The sequence below is a fragment of the Segatella albensis DSM 11370 = JCM 12258 genome (assembly GCF_000426565.1).
Classification (GTDB): domain Bacteria; phylum Bacteroidota; class Bacteroidia; order Bacteroidales; family Bacteroidaceae; genus Prevotella; species Prevotella albensis.
Map to the genome: position 1 here is coordinate 25,770 of NZ_AUFP01000009.1, position 26,912 is coordinate 52,681.

At 41.3% G+C, this 26,912-nt stretch carries 22 protein-coding genes; 18 read left to right on the top strand and 4 right to left on the bottom strand.

Annotation, left to right across the window (positions count from 1 at the left end):
• Nucleotides 1-1,302 carry a threonine synthase gene (gene thrC / locus K333_RS0106615; protein ID WP_024989921.1) on the top strand — a complete coding sequence of 434 codons (1,302 nt, stop codon included), beginning with the start codon at nt 1-3 and terminating at the stop codon, nt 1,300-1,302.
• A gap of 35 nt (nt 1,303-1,337) precedes the next feature.
• Here the strand turns inward: thrC and K333_RS12050 are convergent, their stop codons facing one another.
• From K333_RS12050 to K333_RS0106630, 3 genes are read right to left on the bottom strand one after another with little or no spacing between them, the layout of a single operon-like run.
• Entirely contained in the window at nt 1,338-2,405 is a 1,068-nt protein-coding gene (locus K333_RS12050; RefSeq protein ID WP_024989920.1) for a glycerate kinase family protein, read from the bottom strand.
• Nucleotides 2,406-2,543 carry a sulfate transporter gene (locus tag K333_RS0106625; protein ID WP_244870415.1) on the bottom strand — a complete coding sequence of 46 codons (138 nt, stop codon included), beginning with the start codon at nt 2,541-2,543 and terminating at the stop codon, nt 2,406-2,408. It lies immediately after the preceding gene.
• Between the two features lie 4 nt (nt 2,544-2,547).
• A complete protein-coding gene (locus tag K333_RS0106630) occupies nt 2,548-3,453 on the bottom strand; it encodes an RluA family pseudouridine synthase (protein ID WP_024989918.1) in 906 nt (301 codons plus the stop codon).
• A gap of 357 nt (nt 3,454-3,810) precedes the next feature.
• Between K333_RS0106630 and K333_RS0106635 the strand changes: the two genes are divergently transcribed.
• The 17 genes from K333_RS0106635 (at nt 3,811) to rpiB (ending at nt 25,353) form a co-directional block, all read left to right on the top strand.
• Nucleotides 3,811-4,287: a porin family protein gene (locus K333_RS0106635; protein ID WP_024989917.1), complete on the top strand. Its 477-nt coding sequence runs from the start codon at nt 3,811-3,813 to the stop codon at nt 4,285-4,287.
• A gap of 145 nt (nt 4,288-4,432) precedes the next feature.
• Nucleotides 4,433-6,052 carry an ABC-F family ATP-binding cassette domain-containing protein gene (locus K333_RS0106640; protein ID WP_027452481.1) on the top strand — a complete coding sequence of 540 codons (1,620 nt, stop codon included), beginning with the start codon at nt 4,433-4,435 and terminating at the stop codon, nt 6,050-6,052.
• Between the two features lie 57 nt (nt 6,053-6,109).
• Nucleotides 6,110-6,724, top strand: a complete 615-nt coding sequence (locus tag K333_RS0106645) for a nucleotide exchange factor GrpE (protein ID WP_024989916.1) — start codon at nt 6,110-6,112, stop codon at nt 6,722-6,724.
• 35 nt (nt 6,725-6,759) lie between these two features.
• Nucleotides 6,760-7,911, top strand: coding sequence for a molecular chaperone DnaJ (dnaJ, locus tag K333_RS0106650; RefSeq protein ID WP_024989915.1), 1,152 nt, complete (start codon nt 6,760-6,762; stop codon nt 7,909-7,911).
• A complete protein-coding gene (locus K333_RS0106655; protein ID WP_024989914.1) occupies nt 7,912-9,198 on the top strand; it encodes a bifunctional folylpolyglutamate synthase/dihydrofolate synthase in 1,287 nt (428 codons plus the stop codon).
• A 105-nt stretch (nt 9,199-9,303) separates the two neighbouring features.
• A complete protein-coding gene (locus K333_RS0106660; RefSeq protein ID WP_373276999.1) occupies nt 9,304-10,392 on the top strand; it encodes an aldose epimerase family protein in 1,089 nt (362 codons plus the stop codon).
• A 41-nt stretch (nt 10,393-10,433) separates the two neighbouring features.
• A complete protein-coding gene (locus tag K333_RS0106665) occupies nt 10,434-11,750 on the top strand; it encodes an MFS transporter (RefSeq protein ID WP_027452482.1) in 1,317 nt (438 codons plus the stop codon).
• Between the two features lie 52 nt (nt 11,751-11,802).
• Nucleotides 11,803-12,963, top strand: coding sequence for a galactokinase (galK, locus tag K333_RS0106670; protein WP_024989911.1), 1,161 nt, complete (start codon nt 11,803-11,805; stop codon nt 12,961-12,963).
• 188 nt (nt 12,964-13,151) lie between these two features.
• On the top strand, nt 13,152-14,339 hold the full coding sequence (locus K333_RS0106675) for an aldose epimerase family protein (RefSeq protein WP_024989910.1): 1,188 nt from the start codon (nt 13,152-13,154) through the stop codon (nt 14,337-14,339).
• Between the two features lie 48 nt (nt 14,340-14,387).
• Nucleotides 14,388-16,352, top strand: coding sequence for a sodium:solute symporter family transporter (locus K333_RS0106680; protein ID WP_024989909.1), 1,965 nt, complete (start codon nt 14,388-14,390; stop codon nt 16,350-16,352).
• A 74-nt stretch (nt 16,353-16,426) separates the two neighbouring features.
• On the top strand, nt 16,427-17,104 hold the full coding sequence (locus K333_RS0106685) for an NUDIX hydrolase (protein WP_024989908.1): 678 nt from the start codon (nt 16,427-16,429) through the stop codon (nt 17,102-17,104).
• 121 nt (nt 17,105-17,225) lie between these two features.
• Nucleotides 17,226-17,924 carry an L-ribulose-5-phosphate 4-epimerase gene (locus K333_RS0106690; protein WP_024989907.1) on the top strand — a complete coding sequence of 233 codons (699 nt, stop codon included), beginning with the start codon at nt 17,226-17,228 and terminating at the stop codon, nt 17,922-17,924.
• A 40-nt stretch (nt 17,925-17,964) separates the two neighbouring features.
• Nucleotides 17,965-19,509 carry an L-arabinose isomerase gene (araA, locus tag K333_RS0106695; RefSeq protein ID WP_027452483.1) on the top strand — a complete coding sequence of 515 codons (1,545 nt, stop codon included), beginning with the start codon at nt 17,965-17,967 and terminating at the stop codon, nt 19,507-19,509.
• Nucleotides 19,510-19,541: 32 nt separating this feature from the next.
• On the top strand, nt 19,542-21,140 hold the full coding sequence (locus K333_RS0106700) for a xylulokinase (RefSeq protein ID WP_036886197.1): 1,599 nt from the start codon (nt 19,542-19,544) through the stop codon (nt 21,138-21,140).
• Between the two features lie 73 nt (nt 21,141-21,213).
• Nucleotides 21,214-22,788 carry an alpha-N-arabinofuranosidase gene (locus tag K333_RS0106705; protein ID WP_024989905.1) on the top strand — a complete coding sequence of 525 codons (1,575 nt, stop codon included), beginning with the start codon at nt 21,214-21,216 and terminating at the stop codon, nt 22,786-22,788.
• Between the two features lie 28 nt (nt 22,789-22,816).
• The gene (locus K333_RS0106710) at nt 22,817-24,841 is read left to right on the top strand and encodes a transketolase family protein (RefSeq protein ID WP_027452484.1); all 2,025 of its coding nucleotides are present in this window, start codon (nt 22,817-22,819) and stop codon (nt 24,839-24,841) included.
• Nucleotides 24,842-24,909: 68 nt separating this feature from the next.
• Entirely contained in the window at nt 24,910-25,353 is a 444-nt protein-coding gene (gene rpiB / locus K333_RS0106715; RefSeq protein ID WP_024989904.1) for a ribose 5-phosphate isomerase B, read from the top strand.
• Nucleotides 25,354-25,441: 88 nt separating this feature from the next.
• On the opposite strand, the gene pyk is transcribed toward rpiB, so the two are convergent.
• On the bottom strand, nt 25,442-26,893 hold the full coding sequence (gene pyk, locus K333_RS0106720) for a pyruvate kinase (RefSeq protein WP_024989903.1): 1,452 nt from the start codon (nt 26,891-26,893) through the stop codon (nt 25,442-25,444).
• Nucleotides 26,894-26,912 lie beyond the last annotated feature (19 nt).

Here is a 26,912-nt window from a genome sequence, read left to right on the forward strand (position 1 = left end):
ATGAAATATTACAGTACCAACAAGAAGGCTCCTTTGGCATCTCTCCACGAAGCTGTCGTAAAAGGACTTGCACCAGACAAAGGTCTCTATATGCCTGAACAGATCAAGAAACTCCCTCAGGATTTTTTTGATAACATCGAGAATATGAGCTTTCAGGAAATTGCTTATCGCGTGGCCGACTGCTTCTTTGGCGAAGATGTTGACGCAGAGTCTCTGAAAAAGATCGTCTACGACACGCTTGCATTCGATGTCCCCGCTGTCAAGGTAGAAGAAAATATCTATTCTCTGGAATTATTCCACGGTCCTACTTTGGCTTTCAAGGATGTAGGGGCACGTTTCATGGCTCGACTATTACAATATTTTGTCAAAAAAGAGGGGCTCAACAAGATCAACGTTTTGGTCGCTACTTCAGGTGACACAGGTTCTGCTGTAGCCAATGGTTTTCTTGGAGTTGACGGAATACATGTTTACGTGCTGTATCCTAAGGGAAAGGTCAGCAAAATCCAAGAAAGTCAGTTCACTACTCTGGGAAACAATATCACAGCTCTTGAGGTGGATGGCGTTTTTGATGATTGTCAGGCACTCGTAAAGAATGCTTTTATGGACGAAGAGTTGAATCAACACATGAAGTTGACCTCGGCCAACTCTATTAATGTTGCCCGATTCCTGCCACAGGCTTTCTATTACTTCTATGCCTATGCACAGCTCAAGAAGTTGGGTGTCACCGACAAAATTGTTGTCTGCGTACCTTCTGGCAACTTTGGAAATATCTGTGCTGGCATATTTGGTTATTTCACAGGACTTCCTATCCATCGCTTTATTGCAGCCAACAATGCTAATGATATTTTCTTTAAATATCTGCAGACTGGTAAATATGAGCCAAAACCTTCGCGCCAGACATTAGCCAATGCCATGGATGTGGGCGATCCTTCTAACTTCGCACGTATCTATGATCTCTTTGGCGGTGACCACAGCAAGATTACTGCGCTCATTTCAGGTGCTACTTATAGTGATGAACAAATTCGCGAGACAATGAAGCAATGTTATGCTTCCACGGGGTATATCTTGGACCCTCATGGCACTTGTGGCTATCGGGCCTTGAAAGAAGGATTGAGACCTGGTGAGACTGGAATATTCCTGGAGACTGCTCATCCTGCCAAGTTTAAGGAAAAAGTAGATGATATTATCAATGACAACGTGAAGATTCCTGAGCGATTGGCTGCTTTCATGAAGGGCACTAAACAGAGTATTGCCATGCCAAATGATTTTGCGCAATTCAAGGCTTACCTCATGAAAGAATAAAGGTCACTGCGACAATAAAAAAATCTCTCATCTGACTATATCAGATGAGAGATTGTATGATATAGATTCCTCTTGGCTACTTCCGGCTCAAGAGGATTTTCTTTTTCTTCTCCGATATCATTGATATTGACAACGCTATCATATCCTGCATGATGCAAGAGAGCTTCATCTTGTATTCTCCCGGCAAGCAACCAGCATTTTACCCCTACCTTACGGGCATGTTGTAAGACAACAGCGGGTAATTTACCCATCAATGTCTGGCGATCCGCGCTACCCTCGCCCGTAATCACGACATCTGCATCTTTTATTTCTTCATCGATATGCATGAGTTGCATCAACAGTTCTGCGCCACTCATCATTTTGGCATTCATAAATTGCATCAAAGCATAACCGATACCACCGGCAGCCCCTGCTCCTGGACAACTTGAGCAATCTCTACCCATATGTCTGGCCGACATATCTGCGAAAGTTTTGGCTCTGCGCTCAAGTTGTTCTACCATATGCAGAGTTGCTCCTTTCTGAGGAGCAAACACACGGGCGGCACCCTTTTCACCAAGTAAAGGATTATCCACATCACTCGCAATCGTGATATCTATGGCATGCTCTTGGAATATCGAGGCTATGTCGTCGAATCGTTTGTCTGTTCGGCCAAATGAGAATTTTTCAATCATAGCCTTCAGCATACCGATGCCACAATCGCTCGTGGCAGTACCTCCAATACCGATAATCAAATGACGGCATCCACGTCGGATAGCGTCTGCTATTAACAATCCGGCTCCATAACTTGTTGCACGCAAGGGATTACGTTGGTCTACAGGAATCATCGGCAGACCGATGGCCTGTGCCACTTCAATGATGGCAATGTCATCTTTCACACCATAACAGGCATCCACCGACCGCATCAAGGCATCTTTGGTATGTATCTTCACCTTCTGGGCACCAATGGCATGAGCAAAAGCATCAAGCATACCTTCACCTCCATCACTTACCATAATTTTCTTGGTATCCCAGCCCTTAGCCTCCATTGCCTGAGCAACTATCCCGTTGGCTTCGTCACTACTCAGACAACCTTTGAAACTATCTATAGCAATTACGCTTTTCATCTAAGACAATACGCAATAGAGGAATATGAGTATTGAAATTACGACAGCACCTATAATCGTCTTGACGAGACATGTAGTAACCTTCTTCACTAATAAGATACCCACTACCAATACGATAAGAGCAAATATATAATACATGAAATTATTTTCCATCTTTCATAATCTTTCTAAAGGATGTAGGAATAGGTGTTTCAAATTCCATTCGTTCATGAGTTACCGGATGAACAAAACAGAGCACATAGGCATGCAGACATAGACGGTGACAAGGGTCATCGCCATTGCCATATTTGATATCCCCACATACAGGATGACCCATATCGGCAGAATGGACACGTATCTGATTTTTACGTCCTGTCTCCAACTTATATTCTACCAAGGTGTGTCGCGTGGTTCGACCGAGCACATGGAAATGGGTAATGGCATATTTTCCTCCATTATCTACAGGTGACGAATAAGTAACGTAGTTTCTGTTATCTTTCAACCAGTTTTCTATCGTGCCATCATCTTCTTCCATCTCACCGGAAACCAAAGCTACATATCTCCGGTCATAAACCGTATGATGCCAGTCTTCCTCGAGAGACAAGGCAGTACGCTTATCCTTCGCATAAATCATCAGTCCTGAGGTATCACGATCAAGGCGATGAACAACATGAGCCTGACAATGTTGCTTGCTTTGATTAAAGTAATCATCAAGAACCGTCTTTACGTTCAGCGTTGAATGTCCGGCTGCCATTGAGAGGATTCCGATATTCTTTTCTACGATGACCAACCACTGGTCTTCATATACGATCTTCACATATTTACTTTTGAAAGTGTTGTTACGCTTTGTCTTAGACACAGCAACTTTCATTCCTGGTTTCAATTCGTAATCAAAACGTGTTATCGTCTTGCCATTCACCTTGATACCGCGCCCTTTAAGGGTAGCCTTAATCTTTGACTTAGACTCTCCCTTTACGTTATCAAGCAACCACTCCAGTAATGGAGCCGGCTTTTCCACAAAATAATGGGCATACTCACCCTGCTTATGGTAATCTTTGTTTTGCGTCATTCTCATGGTTGCAAAATTACAAAAATATTTCTATTCCGAATTAAAAATCAAAACAAATTAAAACAAATCATTTTACGAAGTTAACTGCATACGTTTACGAAGTTAACTGCGTCTGCTTACGAAATTAACAGAATCACCCTACGAAGTTAACTGCATAGGCATACGAAGTTAACTGCATAAAATGACGCATTCAAAGTTACTTCTACTTCAATAAGGGTAATATCATTTTGACATTACAAGCCATTGGTCATGTTTTTAACTTAAATTATAAAGCCTTATTCTTTTTATTCTGGCATTATGGCAAATTATTCCTATATTTGCAACATCTATTTCTAAATAATCAATACATAAATGAAGATGAAGAAACTTTTATTATCTCTCGGCATCATGCTGAGTTGTTCTAGTGCTTTTGCACAGAGCGGGAAATTAGAACTTGGAGCGAAATTGAATTATGGATTCAGCGAACCTACATGGGGTATGGGCCTTGTTGGACGATACAACATCGATAACCATTTCCGCGTAGAAGGTGCCGCCAATTACTACCCTAAGAACGAAAACAAGCTCGAAGAATGGGACGTCAACGCCAACTTGCATTATATCTTCCATGTCACGGAAAGATTCAAGCTATATCCTATCGGTGGTCTATGTATCACATCTTTCAACCAAGATATCAAGGATGGTTCGTTAGGCGACGACAAGGTGGGCGTGAATATAGGTGCCGGATTGCAGTTCAACATTATGAGCGATCTACATCTGAACGCAGAAACCTATTATAATTGCATCAACAAATACGACCGTGCGATTACAAATGTAAGTCTCGTTTACGTATTTTGACCCGAAGGCATCCCGAAAGAATCCCGACACCAACAGAACAATGATGACGGGATTTTTTTTATGAATTTACTCGAACTATTAGGTTTTCTCAGTTTTTTTTAATACCTTTGCAGCCAATTTATTATATAATAAGGTATTAGAAGAAATGATTACAGTAACCAATCTTGCAATCCAATTCGGAAAAAGAGTACTTTACAAAGATGTAAATCTTAAATTTACTCATGGTAATATTTATGGCGTTATCGGTGCTAACGGTGCTGGTAAGTCTACACTTTTACGCGCAATCTCAGGCGAACTAGAGCCTAACAAAGGAAGCGTAGAGCTCGGTCCGGGTGAGCGTCTCTCTGTCTTGGAGCAGGACCACTTTAAATATGATGAGTTCCGCGTACTCGATACCGTACTGATGGGACACGAACCTCTTTGGAAGAACATGAAAGAGCGTGAGGCTCTTTACTCTAAAGAGGAAATGACTGAGGAGGACGGAAACCGTGCAGCTGAACTTGAAGAAAAATTCGCAGAGATGAATGGCTGGGAAGCTGAATCTGATGCTGCCCAACTATTACAGAATCTTGGTATCAAAGAAGACTTGCACAACAAGCAGATGTCTGAACTTTCTAACAATGAGAAGGTTCGTGTCATGCTGGCAAAAGCTCTTTTCGGTAATCCAGATAACTTATTGCTCGATGAGCCTACCAACGACTTGGACCTCGACACCGTAGAATGGCTTGAGGAATACCTCGGAGAGGTAGAACAGACAGTATTGGTAGTTAGTCACGACCGTCACTTCTTGGATGCTGTATCAACAATGACTGTCGACATCGACTTCGGCAAGGTTACCATGTTCGCCGGTAACTATTCTTTCTGGTATGAGAGTTCACAGCTTGCTTTGCGTCAGGCTCAGAACCAGCGTATCAAGGCAGAAGAGAAGAAGAAACAGTTGGAGGAGTTCATCCGCCGTTTCTCTGCTAACGTAGCAAAGAGCCGTCAGACGACTTCTCGTAAGAAGATGCTTGAAAAGTTGAACGTTGAGGAAATCAAACCTTCAAGCCGTAAATATCCAGGTATCATCTTCCAGATGGAACGTGAACCAGGAAACCAAATTCTCGAAGTGGAGGGTCTGAAGGCTATCGATGATGACGGAACCGTACTCTTCGATAACGTAAACTTCAATATAGAAAAAGGTGAAAAGGTGGTATTCCTCTCTCATAACCCAAAGGCTATGACTGCGCTCTTCGAAATTATCAATGGTAATCGAGAAGCTGCTGCCGGTACATACAAATGGGGAGTTACTATCACAACAGCATATTTACCACTCGACAACACGAAATTCTTCGACTCTGATAAGGACCTCGTAGAATGGCTTAGTCAATATGGTCCTGGAAACGAGGTACAGATGAAGGCTTATCTCGGTCGTATGCTTTTCCGTCAGGAAGAGGTTGAAAAGAAGGTGAACGTGCTCTCCGGTGGTGAGAAGATGAGATGTATGATCGCACGTATGCAGTTGCAGAACGCTAACTGTCTAATCCTCGATACTCCTACCAACCACCTTGACTTGGAGTCTATCCAGGCTTTCAACAACAATCTGGTAACTTTCAAGGGAAACATTCTCTTCAGTTCTCACGACCACGAGTTTATCGAGACCGTTGCCAACCGTATCATAGAACTTACTCCTTCTGGAACTATCGATAAGTTGATGAGTTACGATGAGTACATCTACGACGAGAAACTGAAGGAACAGAGAGCTAAGATGTATAACTTGGCATAACTCAAAGGTGTTTTTGGCACAAAGTTTGTATAGTGCCTAATGAACAACTATTAGATTATGACAGAAAATAAAGATAAAAACATGGAGAACGGTACTGCTGAGGAGTTGAATGCTCCTCAGGAGGAAACCGCAAAAAATAGCCAGGCAGAGAATACTGACAAAAAGGCAGACGAAAAGGACGATCAGGAAAATGCTGAGGAACAGCAGAATGAAAAAGAAGAGGAGAAAGATCCTCTGGAGGCTGCTCAGGAACAAATCAGCAAACTGAAAGACCAATATCTGCGCTCAGTAGCCGAGTTCGACAATTATCGCAAGCGAACCATGAAGGAAAAAGCAGAGTTGATCCTTAACGGCGGTGAGAAAACAATTACTGCAGTACTTCCTGTGCTTGATGACTTTGAGCGCGCACTTGCAGACAACAACGAGGATCCTCAGGCTATAAAGAAAGGTATGGAACTGATCTTCAAGAAGTTCCAAAAGACTTTGGAAGGTCTTGGCGTAAAGAAAATTGATACACAGGACAAGGACTTTGATACCGACCAAATGGAGGCCATCGCTATGGTTCCTGGTATGGGTGACGACAAAAAGGGCAAGGTTATTGACTGTGTGCAGACTGGCTATACGCTTAATGATAAGGTAATTAGACACGCAAAAGTTGCTGTCGGCCAGTAATCTATACTTTTCTTAAGATATTCAGAAATTATCAAATGGCACAAAAAAGAGATTATTATGAGGTTCTTGGTGTCGACAAGAATGCCTCGGATGCAGAAATAAAGAAAGCCTACAGAAAGTTGGCTATCAAATATCATCCTGACCGTAATCCTGACAATAAGGAAGCTGAGGAGAAATTCAAAGAGGCTGCCGAAGCTTATGATGTATTGCACGACCCACAAAAGCGTCAGCAATATGATCAGTTTGGCTTCGATGGACCACAAGGTGGTTTCGGCGGTGGAGCTGGCATGAATATGGATGATATCTTCTCTATGTTCGGAGATATCTTCGGTGGACATTCTGGCTTTGGTGGTTTCGGCGGCTTTGGTGGCGGCGGTGGTCGCCCTCAATATCGCGGCAACGACTTGCGATTGACCGTAAAACTTACCTTACAGGAAATTGCAGAAGGCGTAACCAAAAAGTTCAAGGTTAAAAAGGATATTACTTGTGAGCATTGCCATGGAACAGGTGCTAAGGATGGTGCTCAACCGGAAACTTGTTCTCAATGTAATGGTAGTGGTGTGGTCTACAAGACCGTACGTACCATGTTGGGTATGATGCAAACACAGACCACTTGTCCTAACTGTCATGGTGAGGGTACTGTCATCAAAGACAAATGTCCTTATTGTAATGGCGAAGGCGTGGTAAAAGGCGAAGAGGTCATCGAGATCAACATCCCTGCAGGTGTCTCTGAAGGCATGGTCGTAAATGTTCCTGGTAAAGGTAACGCAGGACGACATAATGGCGTCAATGGTGACATCCAGGTGCTCATCAAGGAGGAACCTAATGACACTTTCATCCGCAATGGTCAAGACTTGTATTATACATTACTATTGGATCTTCCTACAGCTATTTTAGGTGGAGAGGTTGATATACCAACCATCTCCGGAAAAAAGATAAGCCTGAAGATTGAACCAGGAACTCAACCAGGCAAACAGGTAAGATTGCGCGGAAAAGGTTTACCTGCTGTTCAGGGATACGGACGTGGTACGGGCGACATTATCGTAAACATTAGTGTTTATATCCCTAAGACCCTTACCAAGGAAGAGAAGGAAGCCGTTGAAGTTTTCAAAGAAAGCGACAACTTCAAGTCTAGTAATGCTGACAAAAAGAGTATTTTTGAACACATCAAGAATTTATTCAGTTAAATGAATTATCAAGAAACTGTTAATTATCTATTCAATAGCACCCCTGTTTTCGAACATGTGGGTGCTTCTGCATATAAAGAAGGACTGTCAAACACATTGGCTCTGGATGAACATTTTGATCATCCTCACACAAAGTTCTTATCCATACATGTAGCTGGTACCAATGGCAAAGGTTCTTGCTCACATACACTTGCAAGTATCTTACAAGCCGATGGGTACAAAGTGGGACTTTACACATCACCTCATCTGGTGGACTTCCGTGAACGTATAAAAATCAACGGAGAATGTATCAGCGAGAAATATGTCATCGATTTCGTGGAGAAGGAAAAAGACTTCTTTGAACCTCTTCATCCTTCTTTCTTCGAACTGACAACAGCAATGGCCTTCAAATATTTTGCCGAACAGAAGGTCGACATCGCCGTCATCGAAGTTGGCCTTGGTGGAAGGTTGGATTGCACCAATATCATCAACCCTATCTTAAGCATCATCACAAATATCTCTTTCGACCACACACAATTCTTAGGCGACACTCTACCTAAGATCGCCTATGAGAAAGCTGGTATCATCAAAGATAACAGACCAGTGGTTATTGGTGAGGCTAATGATGATACTCGCGTTATCTTCGAGGCGAAAGCTCAGAAGATGAATAGTACCATTGTCTTTGCCGAAGATATCCCTGCCCTATTATCATCTAAACCTAACGCTAAGGGAGGAAGGACCTACAAGACCAGATATTTCGGAGAAATAGAAGGAGAGCTTGGTGGTATCTACCAGGATAAGAATACGAATACCATTCTCTGCGCTGCCACACAATTATATAATAAGAAGATTATCCGTGATGCAGAAAGTGTCGTAAAAGGTTTCGCAAACGTATGCGAATCTACGGGGTTGATGGGACGTTGGCAGAAATTACAAGATCGTCCTACAGTGATTTGTGACACTGGCCACAACGTCGGAGGATGGCAATATCTTAGCAAACAGATCGCCTCACAGTCATGCAAGCATCGAAGAATCGTTTTCGGCATGGTTGATGATAAAGATATCGATAGTGTAATGGAATTATTGCCGGAAGATGGCATCTTCTATTGGACGCAACCTTCTACCAAACGAGCATTTCCTGTAGAGAAAGTCGCAGAAGAAGCTGATAAACATCAACTTACAGGAAAACAATACCCTACGGTAGAAGCTGCATACAAAGCTGCATTGGCAGATGCTGATGAAGAAGATTTCATTTTCGTGGGTGGTTCAAGCTATATCGTCGCTGACCTTTTAGCATTAAAAAAATAAAAATAGGAAATTTAGAGGAGAAAAAATTTGCAGTTGTGAGTTATTTTTAGTTACTTTGCAGTAGTATTATAGTAACTAAAAACTTAGGAATATATTTAATATATTATGAACACAACTGAAACGGAAAACATCAGTGGTCTGAAACGTGAGGACTTTCAGACTACAGTAAATGGCAAAAAAACCGATTTATACATCCTTCGTAACAGTCAGGGAAATGAGGTTGCAATAACCAATTATGGTGGCGCAGTTGTTGCTATCATGGTACCAGACAAAAATGGTAAAATGGCAAATGTAATTCAGGGACATGACAACATTCAGGATGTTATCAATTCTCCAGAACCTTTCCTTTCTGTATTGATCGGTCGCTACGGTAACCGTATCTGCAAAGGTCAGTTCCAGTTACATGGTAAGAAATATCAGTTAGCGACAAACGATGGCCCTAACCACTTACATGGAGGTCCTACTGGTTTCCATACTAAAGTATGGGACGCTCAACAGATGAATGACCATTCTCTGATCCTGAAATATGTAAGTTCTTATGGCGAAGAAGGATTTACCGGTGAAATGGAAATCTGGGTAGCTTATATCTTCAACGATGACAATGAACTCGTTATCAAGTATCAGGCAACGACCAACAAGGAGACTATCGTGAACCTTACACATCATGGGTTCTTCTCTCTTTCTGGTATCGCAAACCCTACTCCTTCCGTAGAGAGTCAACTTCTTGAAGTTAACGCAGACTATTATCTTCCTATCGATAAAGTTTCTATTCCAACAGGAGAGATCAGATTCGTAGAAGGTACTCCATTTGATTTCCGTACTCCAAAAACTATCGGTCAGGATATCAATGCCGATAACGAGCAATTGAAGAACGGTCAAGGATATGATCATAATTATGTGTTGAATAAAAACGAAGAGGGTGAACTTTCTTTCGCAGCACGTGTGACAGAACCTGTAAGCGGTCGTACTATGGAAGTATATACCACAGAACCAGGTTTGCAGATTTACACAGGCAACTTCCTGAGTGGTATCTCAGGCCAGTTCGGAGCAACATTCCCACGTCGCTCTGCAATCTGCTTGGAAGCACAGCACTTCCCTGACACCCCTAATCACCCTTACTTCCCATCTGTAGTATTGTATCCTGGTCAAACTTACACACAGAAAACAATCTACAAATTTGGTGTAGTTGATTAAACATAAAAAACTAACCTAGGAAATAACAGAACTATTCTAAAATGGAAAATTCTAATAAACAACAAGGTAACATCATCACGATTATCACGATGATGTTTATCTATGCAATGATTTCGTTCGTAACCAATTTAGCAGCACCTATTGGTGTTATCTGGAAAAATGTATTTGCAGATAGCGGTAGTGCTAACATGATTGGTATGCTCGGTAATGCAATGAACTTTTTAGCATACCTATTTATGGGTATTCCTGCAGGAAAGATGCTGACAAAGATCGGTTATAAGAAGACTACTCTTGTCGGTATAGCAACAGGTTTCGTAGGTGTGTTCATACAGTTCTTAAGCGGTAAATTTAATCCAGGCGTAAGCGGTTTCTCGGTATATCTCTTGGGAGCCTTTGTATCTGGTTTTGCTGTTTGTATGCTCAACACCGTAGTAAACCCAATGCTTAACTTGCTTGGAGGTGGTGGTAACCGAGGTAATCAGTTGAATATGATTGGCGGTACTCTAAACTCACTTTCTGGTACACTTACCCCTATGCTCGTAGGTTCTTTAATTGGTACTGTAACAGCACAGACAAAGATGATCGACGTAAACTTAGTACTTTACATCGCTATGGGTGTCTTCGCATGTGCTTTCTTTATCCTTCTCTTTATCCCTATTGCTGACCCAGAGATGGGTAAGACAACTTCTGAAACTGTGTTTGAACATAGTCCATGGTCTTTCCGTCACTGTGTACTTGGCGTTATCGGTATCTTTGTATACGTTGGCGTTGAGGTAGGTATTCCTGGAACTTTGAATTTCTACATCAGTGACACAACAACGAATGGTGGTGGCGAAGGCTTAATGAATGCAGCCGCAATCGGAGGCTTTGTAGCAGGAACATACTGGTTACTTATGTTGGTAGGCAGATTCATTGCTGGATTTATCGCTGATAAAGTTTCTAGTAAGGTAATGATGACTGTCACAACAATTGCAGGAATGTTATTCATTCTTCTAGCAATGCTCTTAGGCAAAACTTCACATGTATCAATGCCGGTATTCACAGGTTCTTCTTTCCAGACTGTAACCGTTCCTATCGCTGCATTATTCTTGGTCCTTTGCGGTCTTTGTACCTCTGTTATGTGGTCTAGTATATTCAACCTCGCAACAGAAGGCCTTGGTAAATATGTAGCACAGGCTTCAGGCATCTTCATGATGATGGTTGTCGGTGGTGGTATCTTACCATTGGTTCAGAACTATATCGCAGATAACATTGGTTACATGTTCTCATACATCGTACCATTTATTGCACTTGCATACCTCTGCTTCTACGCATTGGTTGGATCAAAGAATGTAAACAAAGATATACCAGTAGATTAACTCTACTGGTTTTCTATTATTACTATTATAACCTAATAAAACCTCAATAATTATGGATATCGAAAAAGTAAGAAGTCGCTTTATTAAACACTTTGATGGTAAAACTGGTAATATTTATATGTCACCAGGTCGCATCAATCTTATTGGCGAGCACACAGACTATAATGGTGGATTTGTATTCCCTGGTGCAGTAGACAAAGGCATCATGGCTGAAATTCGACCTAATGGTCTTGACACTGTAATACTTTATTCTATTGACCTTAAAGACAAAGTAGAATTCAAAATAGATGATCCGGAGGGCCCAAAAGCTACATGGGCACGATATATCTATGGTATCATCCAGGAAATGAAAGGTCTTGGAGTCCCTGTAAAAGGATTTAATGCAGCATTCTATGGTGATGTTCCATTGGGTGCGGGAATGAGTTCTTCTGCAGCATTGGAAAGTTGCTTTGCATTTGCTTTGAATGATCTATTCGGAGACAACAAGGTTTCAAAATGGGATTTAACTCTTGCTGGCCAAACCACAGAGCATAAATATATTGGTGTGAACTGTGGTATTATGGATCAATTTGCATCAGTATTCGGCAAAGAAGGTAAACTGATGCGCCTCGATTGTCGCAGTCGCGAATTTGAGTATTTCCCATTTGAGCCTAAAGGTTACAAATTAGTTCTCGTTAACTCTAAAGTTAAACATGAATTGAAGGGCTCTCCATATAATGATCGTCGCAACTCTTGTGAAAATGTTGTAAGACATATTGCTGCCAAACATCCGGAAGCTAAATTCGAGACTCTACGTGATTGCACATGGGAGCAACTTGAAGAAGTACGTCAAGAAGTTGGTGAAGAAGATTACACACGTGCTCACTTTGTACTTGGAGAGAAAGACCGAGTACTTGCTGTTTGCGATGCATTGGAAAAAGGTGACTACGAAACTGTAGGTCAGAAGATGTATGAAACACATTATGGACTTAGTAAAGAGTATGAAGTAAGCTGCGAAGAGCTCGACTTCCTTAACGATATCGCTAAAGAAAATGGCGTAACTGGTAGTAGAATCATGGGCGGTGGCTTTGGCGGATGTACAATAAACCTCGTAAAAGATGATATCTATGAGAAGTTCATCGCTAATGTAAAAGAGAAGTTCAATGCCAAATATGGTCACGAACCAGAGATCTACCCAGTAGTGATCAGTGAGGGTTCTCATAAAGTTTGCTAAAGTAGATTACAACAAATAATATTAAGCCTGCAATTGGATTACATATCTGATTGCAGGCTTTTTGATTGCTTAAAAGTGTTAATTTTACACCTTCGCGCAAAAAAACATCATACAGAATGATACAAGTTTAAATAAAAAATGGTAATTTTACACCCAAAAATCAAATATAACTTAATAATCACTTAAGTATGAAACACTTTAAAAGTTCAATTTTAGGAGCAGGAATGGCAACCGTTCTACTCTCCGCATGTGGTTCACAGCAATCACAAATTACCGTATCAGGATTAAATCCTGCAGATTTCGATTCTACTATAAATGGTAAGAAGACCGAACTAATCACCTTGAAAAACGCTAACGGAATGGAAGTTTGCCTCACGAACTATGGTGGTCGTGTGGTTTCTATCTCTGTACCAGATAAGAACAATAAGCCTACAGACGTTGTCTTGGGTTACGACAATATCCATCAATATGCAGATACTCTTAGGACACCATCTGACTATGGTTCTTCTGTAGGTCGATATGCAAACCGTATCAAAGATGCTAAGATCACAGTAGCTGGTAAGGAGTATAAACTAAAGAAGAACGATGCGATGAACTGCCTACATGGCGGAGGTACCACAGGATGGCTAAACCAAATATATGATGTTCAAGCAAAGAATGATACTAGTGTCGTTTTTGCTATCACCGCTAAGGATGGAGAGAATGGATTCCCTGGCACAGTAAAGGCAACCGCCACATATACTGTAAAGAGCAACAATACGCTTGACATTGTATTCCAAGCAACAACTGACAAGGAAACCGTTGTAAACATGACCAATCATTCATATTTCAATCTGAATGGTGATCCTTCAAAGGAAGGTTACGATCAAGTCATGTATATCTTTGCTGACAGTTTTACTCCAAGCGATCGATTCTATATTCCTACAGGAGAAATCAAAAGCGTAGAAGGAACTCCTATGGATTTCCGTACTCCTACTGAGATTGCTAAGAAATATGATCCTAACTATGATCAGATAAAGAATGCAACTGGTTACGATCACAACTGGTGTTTGAACACCTATAAATTGGGAAATCTTGCCGATAAGACTGTAGCATGTAGCCTATACTCACCTAAGACTGGCATCAAACTCGAGGTATTCACGAACGAACCTGGTATGCAAGTTTATACTGGTAACTTCCAAGGCACTGGCATCCCATGTAAACATGGCATAAAATATCCAAAACACGTAAGTGTATGCTTTGAAAGTCAGAAATATCCAGACTCTCCTACTAAATATACAGCAAAGACAAAAGGCTGGGAAGTTTCTAACCCATATCTTAAACCAGGAGAAAAGTATTATTCTCATTTAGCATACAAATTCAGCGTAGTAAAATAAAACTATCCACTATATTGATATAATTATAACTTAAAACCTAAATAACAAATGAACAGTATTATGCAAGCAATAAGCAACAGTGGCTTCAAACCCATTGATATGCTTATTCTCGTTTTCTATCTTATTCTGTTAGTAGGTTTAGGATTATTCCTAAGTCGAAACAAAGATGGAAAAGAAAAAACTGCCAACGACTACTTCTTGGCAGGTAACACTCTTACTTGGTGGGCTGTAGGTGCATCACTTATTGCAGCAAACATTTCTGCCGAGCAGTTTATCGGAATGTCTGGTACAGGTTTTGCCGACGGTATCGCCATCGCAGCTTATGAAGTTATGGCTGCTGTGACATTGATCGTTATCGGTAAGTTCTTATTACCTATCATGCTAGATCGCAAGATTTTCACCATTCCACAATTTCTTCGCGAAAGATACAATGATGGTGTAGGATTAGCATTCTCTATCCTATGGCTTTTCCTCTATGTCTTTGTCAACCTGACGTCAGTAGCATGGTTAGGAGCTCTCGCTATTGAGCAGATTCTTGGTCTACAAGGATTAGCTGTTGACATTTGCGGCTTTACGGTCTCTGTGAGAATGCTCATCATCCTTTTCCTTTTTGTCATTGCCGGAATCTATTCTATCTATGGTGGTTTGGCATCTGTGGCATGGACGGACGTTATGCAGGTAACCTTCCTCGTAGGTGGTGGTTTGATCACAGCATATGTTGCCCTGAAAGAAATGGGTGTATCTCTAGGAACAGATGCTTTTGGTGCATTCAACAAGATGTTTACAGATCTTACGACAGGAGCAAACCTTACAGATACGCACTTCCACCTTATTATTCAGGAGAGCCATAATGCTTCAGCATTCGCTAATGTTCCTGGTATAGCCGCTGTCGTTGGCGGTGTATGGTTGACCAACTTAGGTTATTGGGGATTCAACCAGTATATCATCCAGAAAGGTTTGGCAGCAAAGAGTATTGATGAAGCAAAGAAGGGTCTGATCTTCGCTGGTTTCCTCAAAATCTTAATCCCATTCATCGTTGTCATCCCAGGTATCTGCGCTTACTATATCTTGAAAGGTTCCCCAGAATCATTCACTTCTATGGACTTGCACGGTCATGTAAACGTTTCTGACGATGCATATCCTTGGTTGATTCGCAACTTCACCCCAACAGGTATCAAGGGACTTTCTTTCGCTGCTCTTGCTGCTGCTATCATCTCTTCTCTTGCTTCTATGTTCAACAGTACTTCTACCCTATTCACCATGGATATCTACAAGAAGTATATCAACAAAACTGCATCAGATAAAAACTTGGTAAACTGCGGTCGACTTGTTAGTATCTCAGCTTTGATTATTGCACTCATCGCTGTTAAGCCACTACTTGGTGGTCTTGACCAAGCTTTCCAGTATATTCAGGAATACTCTGGTTTCATCTATCCTGGTATCATCACTGTATTCGGACTTGGTCTACTCTGGAAGCGTGCATCTTCTCTTGCTGCAGTATGGACAGCGATACTGACTATTCCTATGGGAGTACTCTTTAAAGTCGTAATGCCTGATGTAGCATTCCAGTTCCGAGCAGGTTACATTTTCATTATCCTAATCACATTCTTTGTCATTGTTTCTATCTTCGACAAGAATAGCGTATCTGCTGAAGAAGTATCTGCTGAAGACAAAGAAAGAATGCTTCGCTGGGCTAAAATTCTTGGTGGTGCAGGAGTTATCATGATCATCGCTGCAGCTATCGTCACTATCGGTGGTGCTATGACTCCTGATGCAAACCCAGATTCTAGTATCTTTGCTTATCTTAACGACATTGGATTCCAGGCATTCTTCTTCTTTGGTGTCTTGGTAGGTCAATGTGCAATCTGGCTATACAGCAATGCAAAAGACAAAGTCAAAGATACTAAGGCTCTACCAATCAACTTGAAATTATTCTCAACAACACGCGGATATACTTATGGTTCAATCGGTATTTGCACCATCGTACTTCTGCTGTACATATTACTCTGGTAAACATATACTATCAACAGGGGCATTAGCAACAGTCTATGCCCCTGTATATTACAAAAAACAAAAAGCATTATAACATGGCAACTTTTTATGGAGAACATTCCAAACTCTTAGTATCAGTGGACTGCATCATCTTCGGTTTCGAAGGAGGAAAACTTAAACTGCTGATCGGTAAAAGAAGTATGGATCCTGGACGCGGTGAGTGGTCACTCTACGGAGGATTTGTAGAGGCAGAAGAAAGTTTGACAGATGCTGCTAATCGCGTACTCTTTAAACTTACAGGACTAAAGAAACTCTATATGAAACAAGTTGGAGCATTTGGTGCTATAGACCGAGATCCCGGAGAACGAGTAATCTCTATCGCATACTGTGCTTTGATTAATGTAAAAGACTACGACGACAAACTACGCGAACAGCACGGATTGGAATGGGTAAACCTAGAAGATATGCCACAACTATACTCTGACCATAATGATATGGTAAGCAAGGCTATTCATCTTCTTCGTCGCCGAATCAATACCGAGCCACTTAGCTTTAATCTACTTCCCGAGCTTTTCACTCTAACTCAACTTCAACATGTATATGAAGCTGTATTGGGTGAGGAAATCGACAAAAGAAATTTCCGTAAGAGAATCAAACAAATCGACTTTATCGAAAAAACTGAACTTATAGATAAGGTTACTTCGAAACGCGGAGCTGCTCTTTATCGTTTCAACAAACGAATATACGCAGAAGATCCTAGCTTCAAACTTTGATAAGGCGAGTTAACCAACGAGCAGGCTTAGCTAGGAAATTGAGAACCATAGGTTCATCAAACTCATATCAACATAGAAAAGAATAAAACCTAAATATATCAATCTAAAATAAATAAAAGATATGCTGGAAGAATTAAAAGAAAAGGTCTTTAAGGCTAATCTTGACTTAGTAAAGCATAACCTAGTACTCTTTACCTGGGGTAATGTTTCAGGTATTGACAGAGAAAAAGGTTTAGTAGTAATCAAACCTTCAGGTGTAAGCTATGACACCATGAAAGTATCCGATATGGTAGTGGTAGATTTGAATACTGGTAAGGTCGTTGAGGGTGACTTGAATCCTTCTTCAGACACACCTACCCATCTTGTGATATATCGTAACTTCCCAGAAGTAGGTGGCGTGGTACACACTCATTCTACATATGCCACGGCATGGGCACAGGCAGGAAAGGACATTCCTAACATAGGAACTACACATGCTGATTATTTCCACGACTCTATTCCTTGCACAGATGACATGACAAAAGATCAAATGGCAGAATATGAGTATAACACGGGTGTTGTTATCGTAGATAAATTCAAGAAAGACAATATCAACCCAGTACATACTCCTGGCGTTCTGGTCAAGAATCACGGACCTTTCACATGGGGTAAGGATGCTGACGAAGCAGTATATCATGCTGTCGTAGCTGAACAGGTTGCAAAGATGGCTTTCGTTTCATTCAGTGTGAATCCAGCAACCACAATGAATCCTTTACTTATAGAAAAGCATTTCAGCCGCAAACATGGTCCTAATGCCTACTATGGTCAGAAAAAGAAATAATTGCTCATATATATAAGATATAACTAAAAACATAATAACAATGGTAAAAGCTTTTGATAACTTTGAGGTCTGGTTCGTAACAGGAGCACAACTTCTTTATGGAGGTGATGCTGTGAAACAAGTTGACGGTCATTCTAAAGAAATGGTTGACGGTCTGAACAATTCTGGAATATTACCTATCAAGGTGGTTTACGCTGGTACAGCAAACTCTTCTAACGAAGTCGCAGATGTCATGTCTCGTGCTAATAACGACAAGAAATGTATCGGTGTCATCACATGGATGCATACTTTCTCTCCTGCAAAGATGTGGATAAAAGGTATGCAGATTCTCCATAAACCATTACTCCACCTTCATACACAATATAATCAGCAAATTCCTTGGGACACCATGGATATGGATTTCATGAATCTTAACCAGAGTGCTCATGGTGATCGTGAGTTTGGTCATATTCTTTCTCGTCTACGCAAGAACAGAAAGACTGTTATCGGTTATTGGAAAGACGAAAAGACTCAGAAACATATCGCTGTTTGGGAGCGTGTCTGCGCTGGATGGGCAGATGCACAAGACTGTTTGATCCTTCGTTTCGGTGACCAAATGAATAATGTGGCGGTAACAGATGGTGACAAAGTAGCTTTCGAGCAGGTACTCGGATATCACGTAGATTACTGTCCTTTCTCTGAAGTTCTTTCATACTTTGATAAAATCAAGGATTCTGATGTCGATGATCTTGTCAAGGTTTACTTCAAAGAATATACTCACGATGCAAAACTCGAAGAAAAAGATACAGAAGAGTATAAGAAGATCTGGAATTCTGCAAAGGCAGAACTTACACTTCGTGCTGTTCTGAAAGCATACGGAGCCAAAGGATTTACAACCAACTTTGATGACTTAGGTGATGTAAATGTTGAAGAAACAGGACATGGTTTCGATCAGATTCCAGGTTTGGCTTCACAGCGACTGATGCACGAAGGTATCGGATTCGGTGCTGAAGGTGACTGGAAGTCTGCTGCTCTCTATCGTACAACTTGGTTCATGAGTCAGGGAATAGAAAATGGAGGAACTTCATTCCTTGAGGATTACACCCTGAATTTTGATGGCGAGAATACTTCTATTCTTGAAGCCCACATGCTCGAGATCAATCCAGACATCGCAGAGGAGAAGCCTCGTCTTGAAGTTCACTTCCTTGGCATTGGCTATCGCAAAAGTCAAACCGCACGCTTGGTATTCACAAGTAAACAAGGTCATGGCGTAACAGCAACTATCGTTGATATGGGTAACCGATTCCGCCTCATCGCAAATGATGTAAACCTCATCAAGTCTAAGCCATTGCCTAAATTACCGGTAGCATCAGCCCTCTGGGTTCCAGAACCAACCTTCGAAGTAGGTGTAGGCTGTTGGATTAATGCTGGTGGTACTCATCACTCTTGCTTCAGCTTTGGACTAACCGACGAATACTGGCGCGACTTTGCTGAAATTGCAGACATCGAGGCATGTATCATCAACAAAGATACTGATTATGAAGAATTCCGAAAAGAACTTAAATTCAATGAGGTATATTATATGTTGAATAAGGCATTACGCTAAACAATAAACCTAAAAACCTATCAAATAAAATCATGAACGCAAAAGAAACCATACAAAACGGTAAAGCCATCCTCGGTATCGAGTTTGGCTCTACCCGTATCAAAGCTGTATTGATTGATTCTGAAAACAAACCTATCGCACAAGGTAGTCACGAATGGGAAAACAAACTCGTCAATGGCCTTTGGACTTATAGCATTGAAGCTATCTGGGAAGGATTGCAAGATTGTTATTCTGATTTGCGTAATAACGTAAAGAAAGAATATGATACAGAAATCGAAAACCTCGCGGCTATCGGCATTAGTGCCATGATGCATGGATATATGGCCTTTAACGATAAAGAAGAAATACTAACTCCTTTCCGTACATGGAGAAATACCAATACAGGGGAGGCTGCCGCAGAACTTTCTAAGTTGTTCAACTTTAATATTCCTTTGCGCTGGAGTATTTCTCATCTGTATCAGTGTATTCTCGATAACGAGGAGCATGTAAATACTATCAAATATCTGACTACTTTGGCTGGATACATACATTGGCAGATTACTGGCGAAAAAGTCTTAGGTATTGGAGATGCTTCTGGTATGCTCCCTATTGACTCCAAGACCATGAACTACGATCAAAAGATGGTCAACAAGTTTAACCAACTCATTGCATCAAAAGGATATCAATGGACTTTGCTAGATATACTACCTAAGGTTCTGCTTGCAGGAGAAGATGCAGGTCGTCTAACCGAAGAAGGTGCTAAAAAGTTGGACGTTTCTGGTCATCTGAAGTCAGGAGCACCAGTATGTCCTCCTGAGGGAGATGCAGGAACAGGAATGGTTGCTACGAATGCCGTAAAGCAACGTACAGGTAACGTTTCCGCCGGTACTTCTTCATTCTCTATGATTGTACTCGAAAAGAAATTGTCAAAACCATATCAGATGATTGACATGGTTACAACCCCTGATGGTAGTCCTGTCGCTATGGTTCACTGTAACAACTGTACATCAGATTTGAACGCATGGGTCAACATCTTTAAGGAATATCAAAAGCTATTAGGTGTCCCTGTTGACATGAATGAGGTATTCGGAAAGCTCTACAATCATGCTTTAGAAGGTGATGCAGACTGTGGTGGACTTATTGCATACAACTATTTCTCTGGTGAGCCAGTGACAGGATTGGAAGAAGGTCGTCCTCTCTTCGTCCGCTCTGCAAATGATAAGTTCAACCTTGCCAATTTTATGCGTGCCAATCTATATGCCTCAGTGGGTGTTCTAAAGATTGGTAACGATATCTTGTTCAAGGAAGAAAATGTAAACGTAGATCGCATAACTGGACATGGTGGACTCTTCAAGACCAAAGGTGTAGGTCAGCGTATTCTTGCAGCAGCGCTCAACTCTCCTATTTCTGTAATGGAGACAGCAGGAGAAGGTGGTGCATGGGGTATCGCACTGTTGGCCTCTTATCTCGTAAACAATAATCAAAAAGACAGTCTGGCTAACTTCCTTGATAAAAACGTATTTGCAGGCAATACAGGTGTCGAGATTGCTCCAACTCCTGAAGATGTTGAAGGCTTCAATAAATATATAGAAAACTACAAAACAGGTTTGGGAATTGAGGCCGCAGCTGTAAAATACAAGAAAGAATCATAAACTACTAACCTAAATACGAAAAAGATGGGGGTAATCTCCCCATCCATTCGTATTATAATTAAACAATAACAACATGAGAAAAAGAATCGTATCTACAACAATTCTATCTATTGCTGCAGCACTATCAGTAAGTGCTCAAGATGCCACAGTAACAATTCATGCGAACAAGGGAACCAACAAAATCTACAAAGAGATTTATGGCCAGTTCGCTGAGCACCTTGGATCATGTATATATGGCGGTCTATGGGTTGGTCCTGAATCTAAGATACCAAACACCAATGGTTACAGAAATGATGTACTTCAGGCTCTAAAAGATTTAAAAGTTCCTGTATTAAGATGGCCTGGAGGTTGTTTCGCTGATGAATATCATTGGATGGACGGTATTGGTCCACGCAATCAACGGCCTAAGATGCAAAACAACAACTGGGGAGGAACTATCGAGGACAATTCTTTCGGTACACATGAATTCCTGAACTTATGTGAAATCCTTGGAGCAGAACCTTATATTAGTGGTAACGTAGGAAGTGGCTCTGTAGAGGAACTTGCCAAATGGGTGGAATATATGACCAGTGATGGTGACACTCCAATGGCGAAATTGCGTCGTAAGAATGGACGTGAAAAATCATGGAACGTTAAATTTCTAGGTGTCGGCAACGAGAGTTGGGGATGCGGAGGAAGTATGCGTCCTGAATATTACGGAGATTTATATCGTCGCTATTCTACTTATTGCAGAAACTACGATAATCACCAGTTATACAAGATTGCCTCAGGAGCCAGTGATTACGATTACAACTGGACAAAGGTTCTTATGAACAATGTCGGTGATCGCATGAATGGATTGTCTTTACATTACTATACAGTAAAAGGCTGGGATGGTAGCAAGGGTTCCGCAACCGTCTTTGACAATAATGAGTATTATTGGACTATCGGAAAATGTTTGGAAATCGAAGACATCATCAAGAAGCATAGTGACATCATGGATGCTAAAGACCCTAAGAAGAAAATAGGTCTTCTCGTTGACGAATGGGGTACTTGGTGGGACGAAGAACCAGGAACAATAAAAGGTCATCTATATCAGCAGAACACCATGCGTGATGCGATGGTAGCAGCTATGACCTTGAATATTTTCCAGCGCCACACCGACCGTATTCGTATGGCCAACATAGCACAGGTAGTAAACGTGCTTCAGTCTATGATCCTTACAGATACCAAGGATAAGGGACATATGGTCCTCACACCTACATACTATGTATTCAAGATGTATAAAGGTTTCCAAGACGCAACATATCTCCCTATGGATGTCAAATGCGACTCTATGGTAACCAAGGGTGACCATTTTAATAATGGTAAGGATCGCATGATTCCTGCAGTATCTACATCAGCTGCAAAGCAGAAAGACGGATCTATCATCATTTCTATTGCTAACCCAAGTCTTGATAAGGCTCAAAAGTTAGAAATAAACATTGATGGTGCGAACAAAAATACGGTTTCTGGTAGTATTCTTACCTCTAAGGATATTAAAGACTACAACGATTTCAAACATCCAGAAAAGATAAAGGAAGAAAACTTCAAAGGCGCAAAGATCAAGAAAAACAAGGTAGAAGTTAAGATTCCTGCAAAATCAATCGTTGTTTTAAATTTAAAATAGTATATTTGTAAATCAATAATAACTAAAGATGAACGATATTAAAGTAATGAACCACGCAGCAGATAATATTAGAATACTTGCTGCTTCTATGGTAGAAAAAGCTAATTCTGGTCACCCAGGTGGTGCTATGGGCGGTGCCGATTTCATCAATGTTCTTTTCTCTGAATTCTTAGTATACGATCCAGAGGATCCAACATGGACAGGTCGTGACCGTTTCTTCCTGGATCCAGGTCATATGAGCCCAATGCTTTATGCAGGCTTGGCTCTTCGCGGTTATTTCTCACTCGAAGATCTTCAGCAGTTCCGTCAGTGGGGTTCTGTAACTCCTGGACATCCAGAACTCGATGTAAACCGCGGTATTGAGAACTCATCAGGTCCTCTTGGTCAAGGTCATGCTATTGCAGCCGGTGCTGCTGTTGCAGAGAAGTTCTTGGAGGCACGTCTCGGTTCAACAATGATGCAACACAAGATCTATGCATACATCAGTGATGGTGCTGTAGAGGAAGAGATTTCTCAGGGTGTTGGTCGTATTGCCGGAAACTTAGGACTGAACAACCTTATCATGTTCTATGATTCTAATGATATCCAACTTTCTACAGAATGTGGTGTTGTCATGACCGAGGATACAGAGAAGAAATATGAAGCATGGGGCTGGAACGTATTGAAAATCAACGGTAATGATGTTGAGCAGATTCGCGAGGCTTTAACTACCGCTCAGAAAGAGCAGGAACGCCCTACCCTTATCATCGGTAAGACCGTAATGGGTAAAGGTGCTTTGAAAGAAGATGGTTCTAGCTATGAGCATAACCTGAAGACTCACGGTGCTCCTCTTGGCGGTGAAGCATATAACAATACTATCAAGAATCTTGGTGGTGACCCTACCAATCCTTTCGTTATCTTCGATGATGTTAAGGAACTCTATGCTAATCGCAAAGAAGAATTAAAGAAAATCGTCGCAGAGCGTAAGAAAGCTGAAGCTGAATGGCGCAAAGCTAACGCTGAAAAGGCTGCACAGATGGATGTATGGTTCAGCGGTAAAGCTCCAAAGGTTGACTGGAGTAAGGTTCAGCAGAAGGAAGGCTCTGCTACACGTGCAGCATCAGCAGCATGTTTATCAGAACTCGCAAAGCAAGTTCCAAATATGATTTGTGCTTCTGCAGACCTTTCTAACTCTGACAAGACTGATGGTTTCTTGAAACAGACCAAGTCAATGGTACGTGGCGACTTCAGTGGTGCATTCTTCCAGGCAGGTGTTGCTGAGTTGACAATGGCAGACATGTGTATCGGTATGATGCTTCATGGAGGTGTCATTGCTGCAATGGGTACATTCTTCGTATTCTCAGATTATATGAAGCCAGCAGTTCGTATTGCAGCCTTGATGCAGGTTCCTGTTAAGTTCATCTGGACTCATGATGCATTTAGAGTAGGTGAAGATGGACCAACTCACGAGCCAGTAGAACAGGAAGCACAGATCCGCTTGATGGAGAAATTAAAGAACCACGCAGGCAAGGACAGTGTTCGTGTATTCCGTCCTGCAGATGCAGACGAGACTACAACATGCTGGAAACTTGCTATGGAGAACACAGATACTCCAACTGCTTTGATACTTTCTCGTCAGGGTATTGCTAAATTACCAGCAGGAAACGATTATGAGCAGGCTGCAAAGGGTGCTTATATTGTTGCTGGTTCTGATGAGAATCCTGATGTAATCTTGGTAGCCAGTGGTTCTGAGGTTTCTACTCTCGAGGCTGGATGCGAGGCTTTACGCAAGGATGGCATCAAAGTTCGCGTTGTAAGTGCACCTTCTGAGGGTCTTTTCCGTTCTCAAAGTGCAGAATACCAGGAAAGCGTTCTCCCTTATAACGTTAAGAAGTTCGGTATGACAGCTGGTCTTCCTGTAACTCTTGAAGGACTTGTTGGTATCGGCCCTAACAGCAAGATCTATGGTATGCCAAGTTTTGGTTTCTCTGCTCCATACAAAGTTCTCGATGAAAAACTAGGTTACACTGGTGAGAATGTATACAAGCAGGTAAAGGAATTCCTTGCTAAGTAAATATTAGCACTATTATAAACAGGGAAGAGTAAATCTTTTCCCTGTATAACTTTTAAATATATATGACTATGGAAGTAAAGACAGTCGGTGTTGCTTGCGATCACGCAGGTTTCCCATTAAAACAGTTCGTTCTGGAATATCTTGAGAAAAAAGGATATGCAGTAAAGGACTTTGGTACGTATAGTGATGAGAGTGTCGACTATCCAGACTTTGCTCATCCATTAGCAGAGGCTATCGAGAGCGGTGAGGTATATCCTGGTATCGGTATTTGTGGAAGTGGAGAAGGCATGGCTATCACTCTCAATAAGCACCAGGGTGTAAGAGCAGGCTTAGTATGGAACAAAGATGTTGCTCAACTCATTCGTCAACATAATGATGCCAATGTATTAGTCCTTCCTGGACGATTCATAGACAATAAGGCAGCAGAAGCAATCATGGATGAATTCTTTACTGCTTCTTTCGAAGGAGGTCGCCATGAACGTCGAGTAAAGAAAATCCCTATTCAGAAGTAAAACATTAAATTGGATTTTAAACATAAACCCCGAAAGTTGTATGATATTCAACTTTCGGGGTTATTCTTTCAATTCACCTTATTTATATTTATTTCTGTCGATTGTTACCAGGCAAATTAAACTGATAGCTTCTATCGAAGACTTTCTCCACCTTATTAATTTCTACGAAAGTAGTTCCACCACCTTCACCAAAGCTACCACTCAAATAAGCAATCTTATCTTCATCTTTCAGATATCCCTTCTGACGCAACATGCGAACTGCAGCGAAGAACATATCCTGACTTGAAATTTGTTCTTTCTGATAGATAGGGATCACACCATAAGAAAGATTCAGCCAACGCTGTGTTTTCTCATTATAACAAATTGCGAGTACAGGCATCGGTCCACGGAAACTAGCCAAATCACGTGCAGTTTGTCCTGTCTCACTATCCGTGATAATACCAGCAACGCCCAAGCGACGTGTAGCATTTATGGCAGCCTGTGCCAAGAACTCTCTTTGCGTACATTCATGCCCAACTGTTGGGTCAAAATCATTTTCAGGCAATTTATCTTTTTCTGCCTGCTCAGCGATGCGAGCCATTGTCTGTACAGCCTCAAGTGGATATTTACCACTTGCAGTCTCTCCAGAAAGCATCAAAGCATCCGTACGATAGAAGATTGCATTAGCAATATCCGTAACCTCAGCACGAGTTGGTCTAGGATTATTTATCATCGTATGAAGCATCTGAGTAGCAACAATTACAGGACGCTTCTTAAGAATACACTTACGGATAATACGACGCTGGATACCAGGAATATTCTCAATAGGAACCTCAATACCTAAATCTCCACGAGCAACCATGATACCATAAGAAGCATCAATAATCTCATCGATATTATCTACACCCTCCTGGTTTTCAATCTTAGAGATAATCTTGATATCACTATGATGAGCATCCAGAATATCCTGAACTTCCTTGATATCTGCAGCAGAACGAACAAACGAATGAGCTATGAAGTCAATATCAAGTTCAATAGCCAACAGGATATTTCTTTTATCTTTTTCAGTAAGAGCAGGAAGATATATGTGTTCTCCAGGAACATTAACACTCTTATGAGCACCTAAGACTCCTTCGTTCAGAACTTGAGCAACGATCATAGGACCATTATTCTCAATGACCTTCATACCAAGTTCACCATCATCAAAGAGGATATCATCACCAACTTTAACATCACTACAGAAATTTGGATAATTCACATTGATGATGTCGTGAGAAGTATCCATCTCAGGACGACCAAAGATTTTAACTATATCACCTATTTTATAATGTATAGGTTCAGCAACATTAGTGGTGCGCACTTCCGGTCCTTTGGTATCAATCATAATACCAATATGAGAAGACACAGCTCTAACGTTTTTTACAATCGTTCTAATACCCTCTTCTGTAGCATGAGCCGTATTCATACGAACGACATTCATACCAGCAAAAAACAATTTACGGATAAAATCCTGATCACAGCGGCGGTCGCTGATCGAAGCAACAATCTTAGTTTGTTTCATCTCAAAAGTTATTTATGTT

Excerpts from the sequence above, each read along its gene's own strand:
- thrC (WP_024989921.1), top strand. The coding sequence starts at position 1 with ATGAAATATTACAGTACCAACAAGAAGGCTCCTTTGGCATCTCTCCAC.
- K333_RS12050 (WP_024989920.1), bottom strand. The coding sequence starts at position 2,405 with ATGAAAAGCGTAATTGCTATAGATAGTTTCAAAGGTTGTCTGAGTAGT.
- K333_RS0106625 (WP_244870415.1), bottom strand. The coding sequence starts at position 2,543 with ATGTATTATATATTTGCTCTTATCGTATTGGTAGTGGGTATCTTATTA.
- K333_RS0106630 (WP_024989918.1), bottom strand. The coding sequence starts at position 3,453 with ATGACGCAAAACAAAGATTACCATAAGCAGGGTGAGTATGCCCATTAT.
- K333_RS0106635 (WP_024989917.1), top strand. The coding sequence starts at position 3,811 with ATGAAGAAACTTTTATTATCTCTCGGCATCATGCTGAGTTGTTCTAGT.
- K333_RS0106640 (WP_027452481.1), top strand. The coding sequence starts at position 4,433 with ATGATTACAGTAACCAATCTTGCAATCCAATTCGGAAAAAGAGTACTT.
- K333_RS0106645 (WP_024989916.1), top strand. The coding sequence starts at position 6,110 with ATGACAGAAAATAAAGATAAAAACATGGAGAACGGTACTGCTGAGGAG.
- dnaJ (WP_024989915.1), top strand. The coding sequence starts at position 6,760 with ATGGCACAAAAAAGAGATTATTATGAGGTTCTTGGTGTCGACAAGAAT.
- K333_RS0106655 (WP_024989914.1), top strand. The coding sequence starts at position 7,912 with ATGAATTATCAAGAAACTGTTAATTATCTATTCAATAGCACCCCTGTT.
- K333_RS0106660 (WP_373276999.1), top strand. The coding sequence starts at position 9,304 with ATGAACACAACTGAAACGGAAAACATCAGTGGTCTGAAACGTGAGGAC.
- K333_RS0106665 (WP_027452482.1), top strand. The coding sequence starts at position 10,434 with ATGGAAAATTCTAATAAACAACAAGGTAACATCATCACGATTATCACG.
- galK (WP_024989911.1), top strand. The coding sequence starts at position 11,803 with ATGGATATCGAAAAAGTAAGAAGTCGCTTTATTAAACACTTTGATGGT.
- K333_RS0106675 (WP_024989910.1), top strand. The coding sequence starts at position 13,152 with ATGAAACACTTTAAAAGTTCAATTTTAGGAGCAGGAATGGCAACCGTT.
- K333_RS0106680 (WP_024989909.1), top strand. The coding sequence starts at position 14,388 with ATGAACAGTATTATGCAAGCAATAAGCAACAGTGGCTTCAAACCCATT.
- K333_RS0106685 (WP_024989908.1), top strand. The coding sequence starts at position 16,427 with ATGGCAACTTTTTATGGAGAACATTCCAAACTCTTAGTATCAGTGGAC.
- K333_RS0106690 (WP_024989907.1), top strand. The coding sequence starts at position 17,226 with ATGCTGGAAGAATTAAAAGAAAAGGTCTTTAAGGCTAATCTTGACTTA.
- araA (WP_027452483.1), top strand. The coding sequence starts at position 17,965 with ATGGTAAAAGCTTTTGATAACTTTGAGGTCTGGTTCGTAACAGGAGCA.
- K333_RS0106700 (WP_036886197.1), top strand. The coding sequence starts at position 19,542 with ATGAACGCAAAAGAAACCATACAAAACGGTAAAGCCATCCTCGGTATC.
- K333_RS0106705 (WP_024989905.1), top strand. The coding sequence starts at position 21,214 with ATGAGAAAAAGAATCGTATCTACAACAATTCTATCTATTGCTGCAGCA.
- K333_RS0106710 (WP_027452484.1), top strand. The coding sequence starts at position 22,817 with ATGAACGATATTAAAGTAATGAACCACGCAGCAGATAATATTAGAATA.
- rpiB (WP_024989904.1), top strand. The coding sequence starts at position 24,910 with ATGGAAGTAAAGACAGTCGGTGTTGCTTGCGATCACGCAGGTTTCCCA.
- pyk (WP_024989903.1), bottom strand. The coding sequence starts at position 26,893 with ATGAAACAAACTAAGATTGTTGCTTCGATCAGCGACCGCCGCTGTGAT.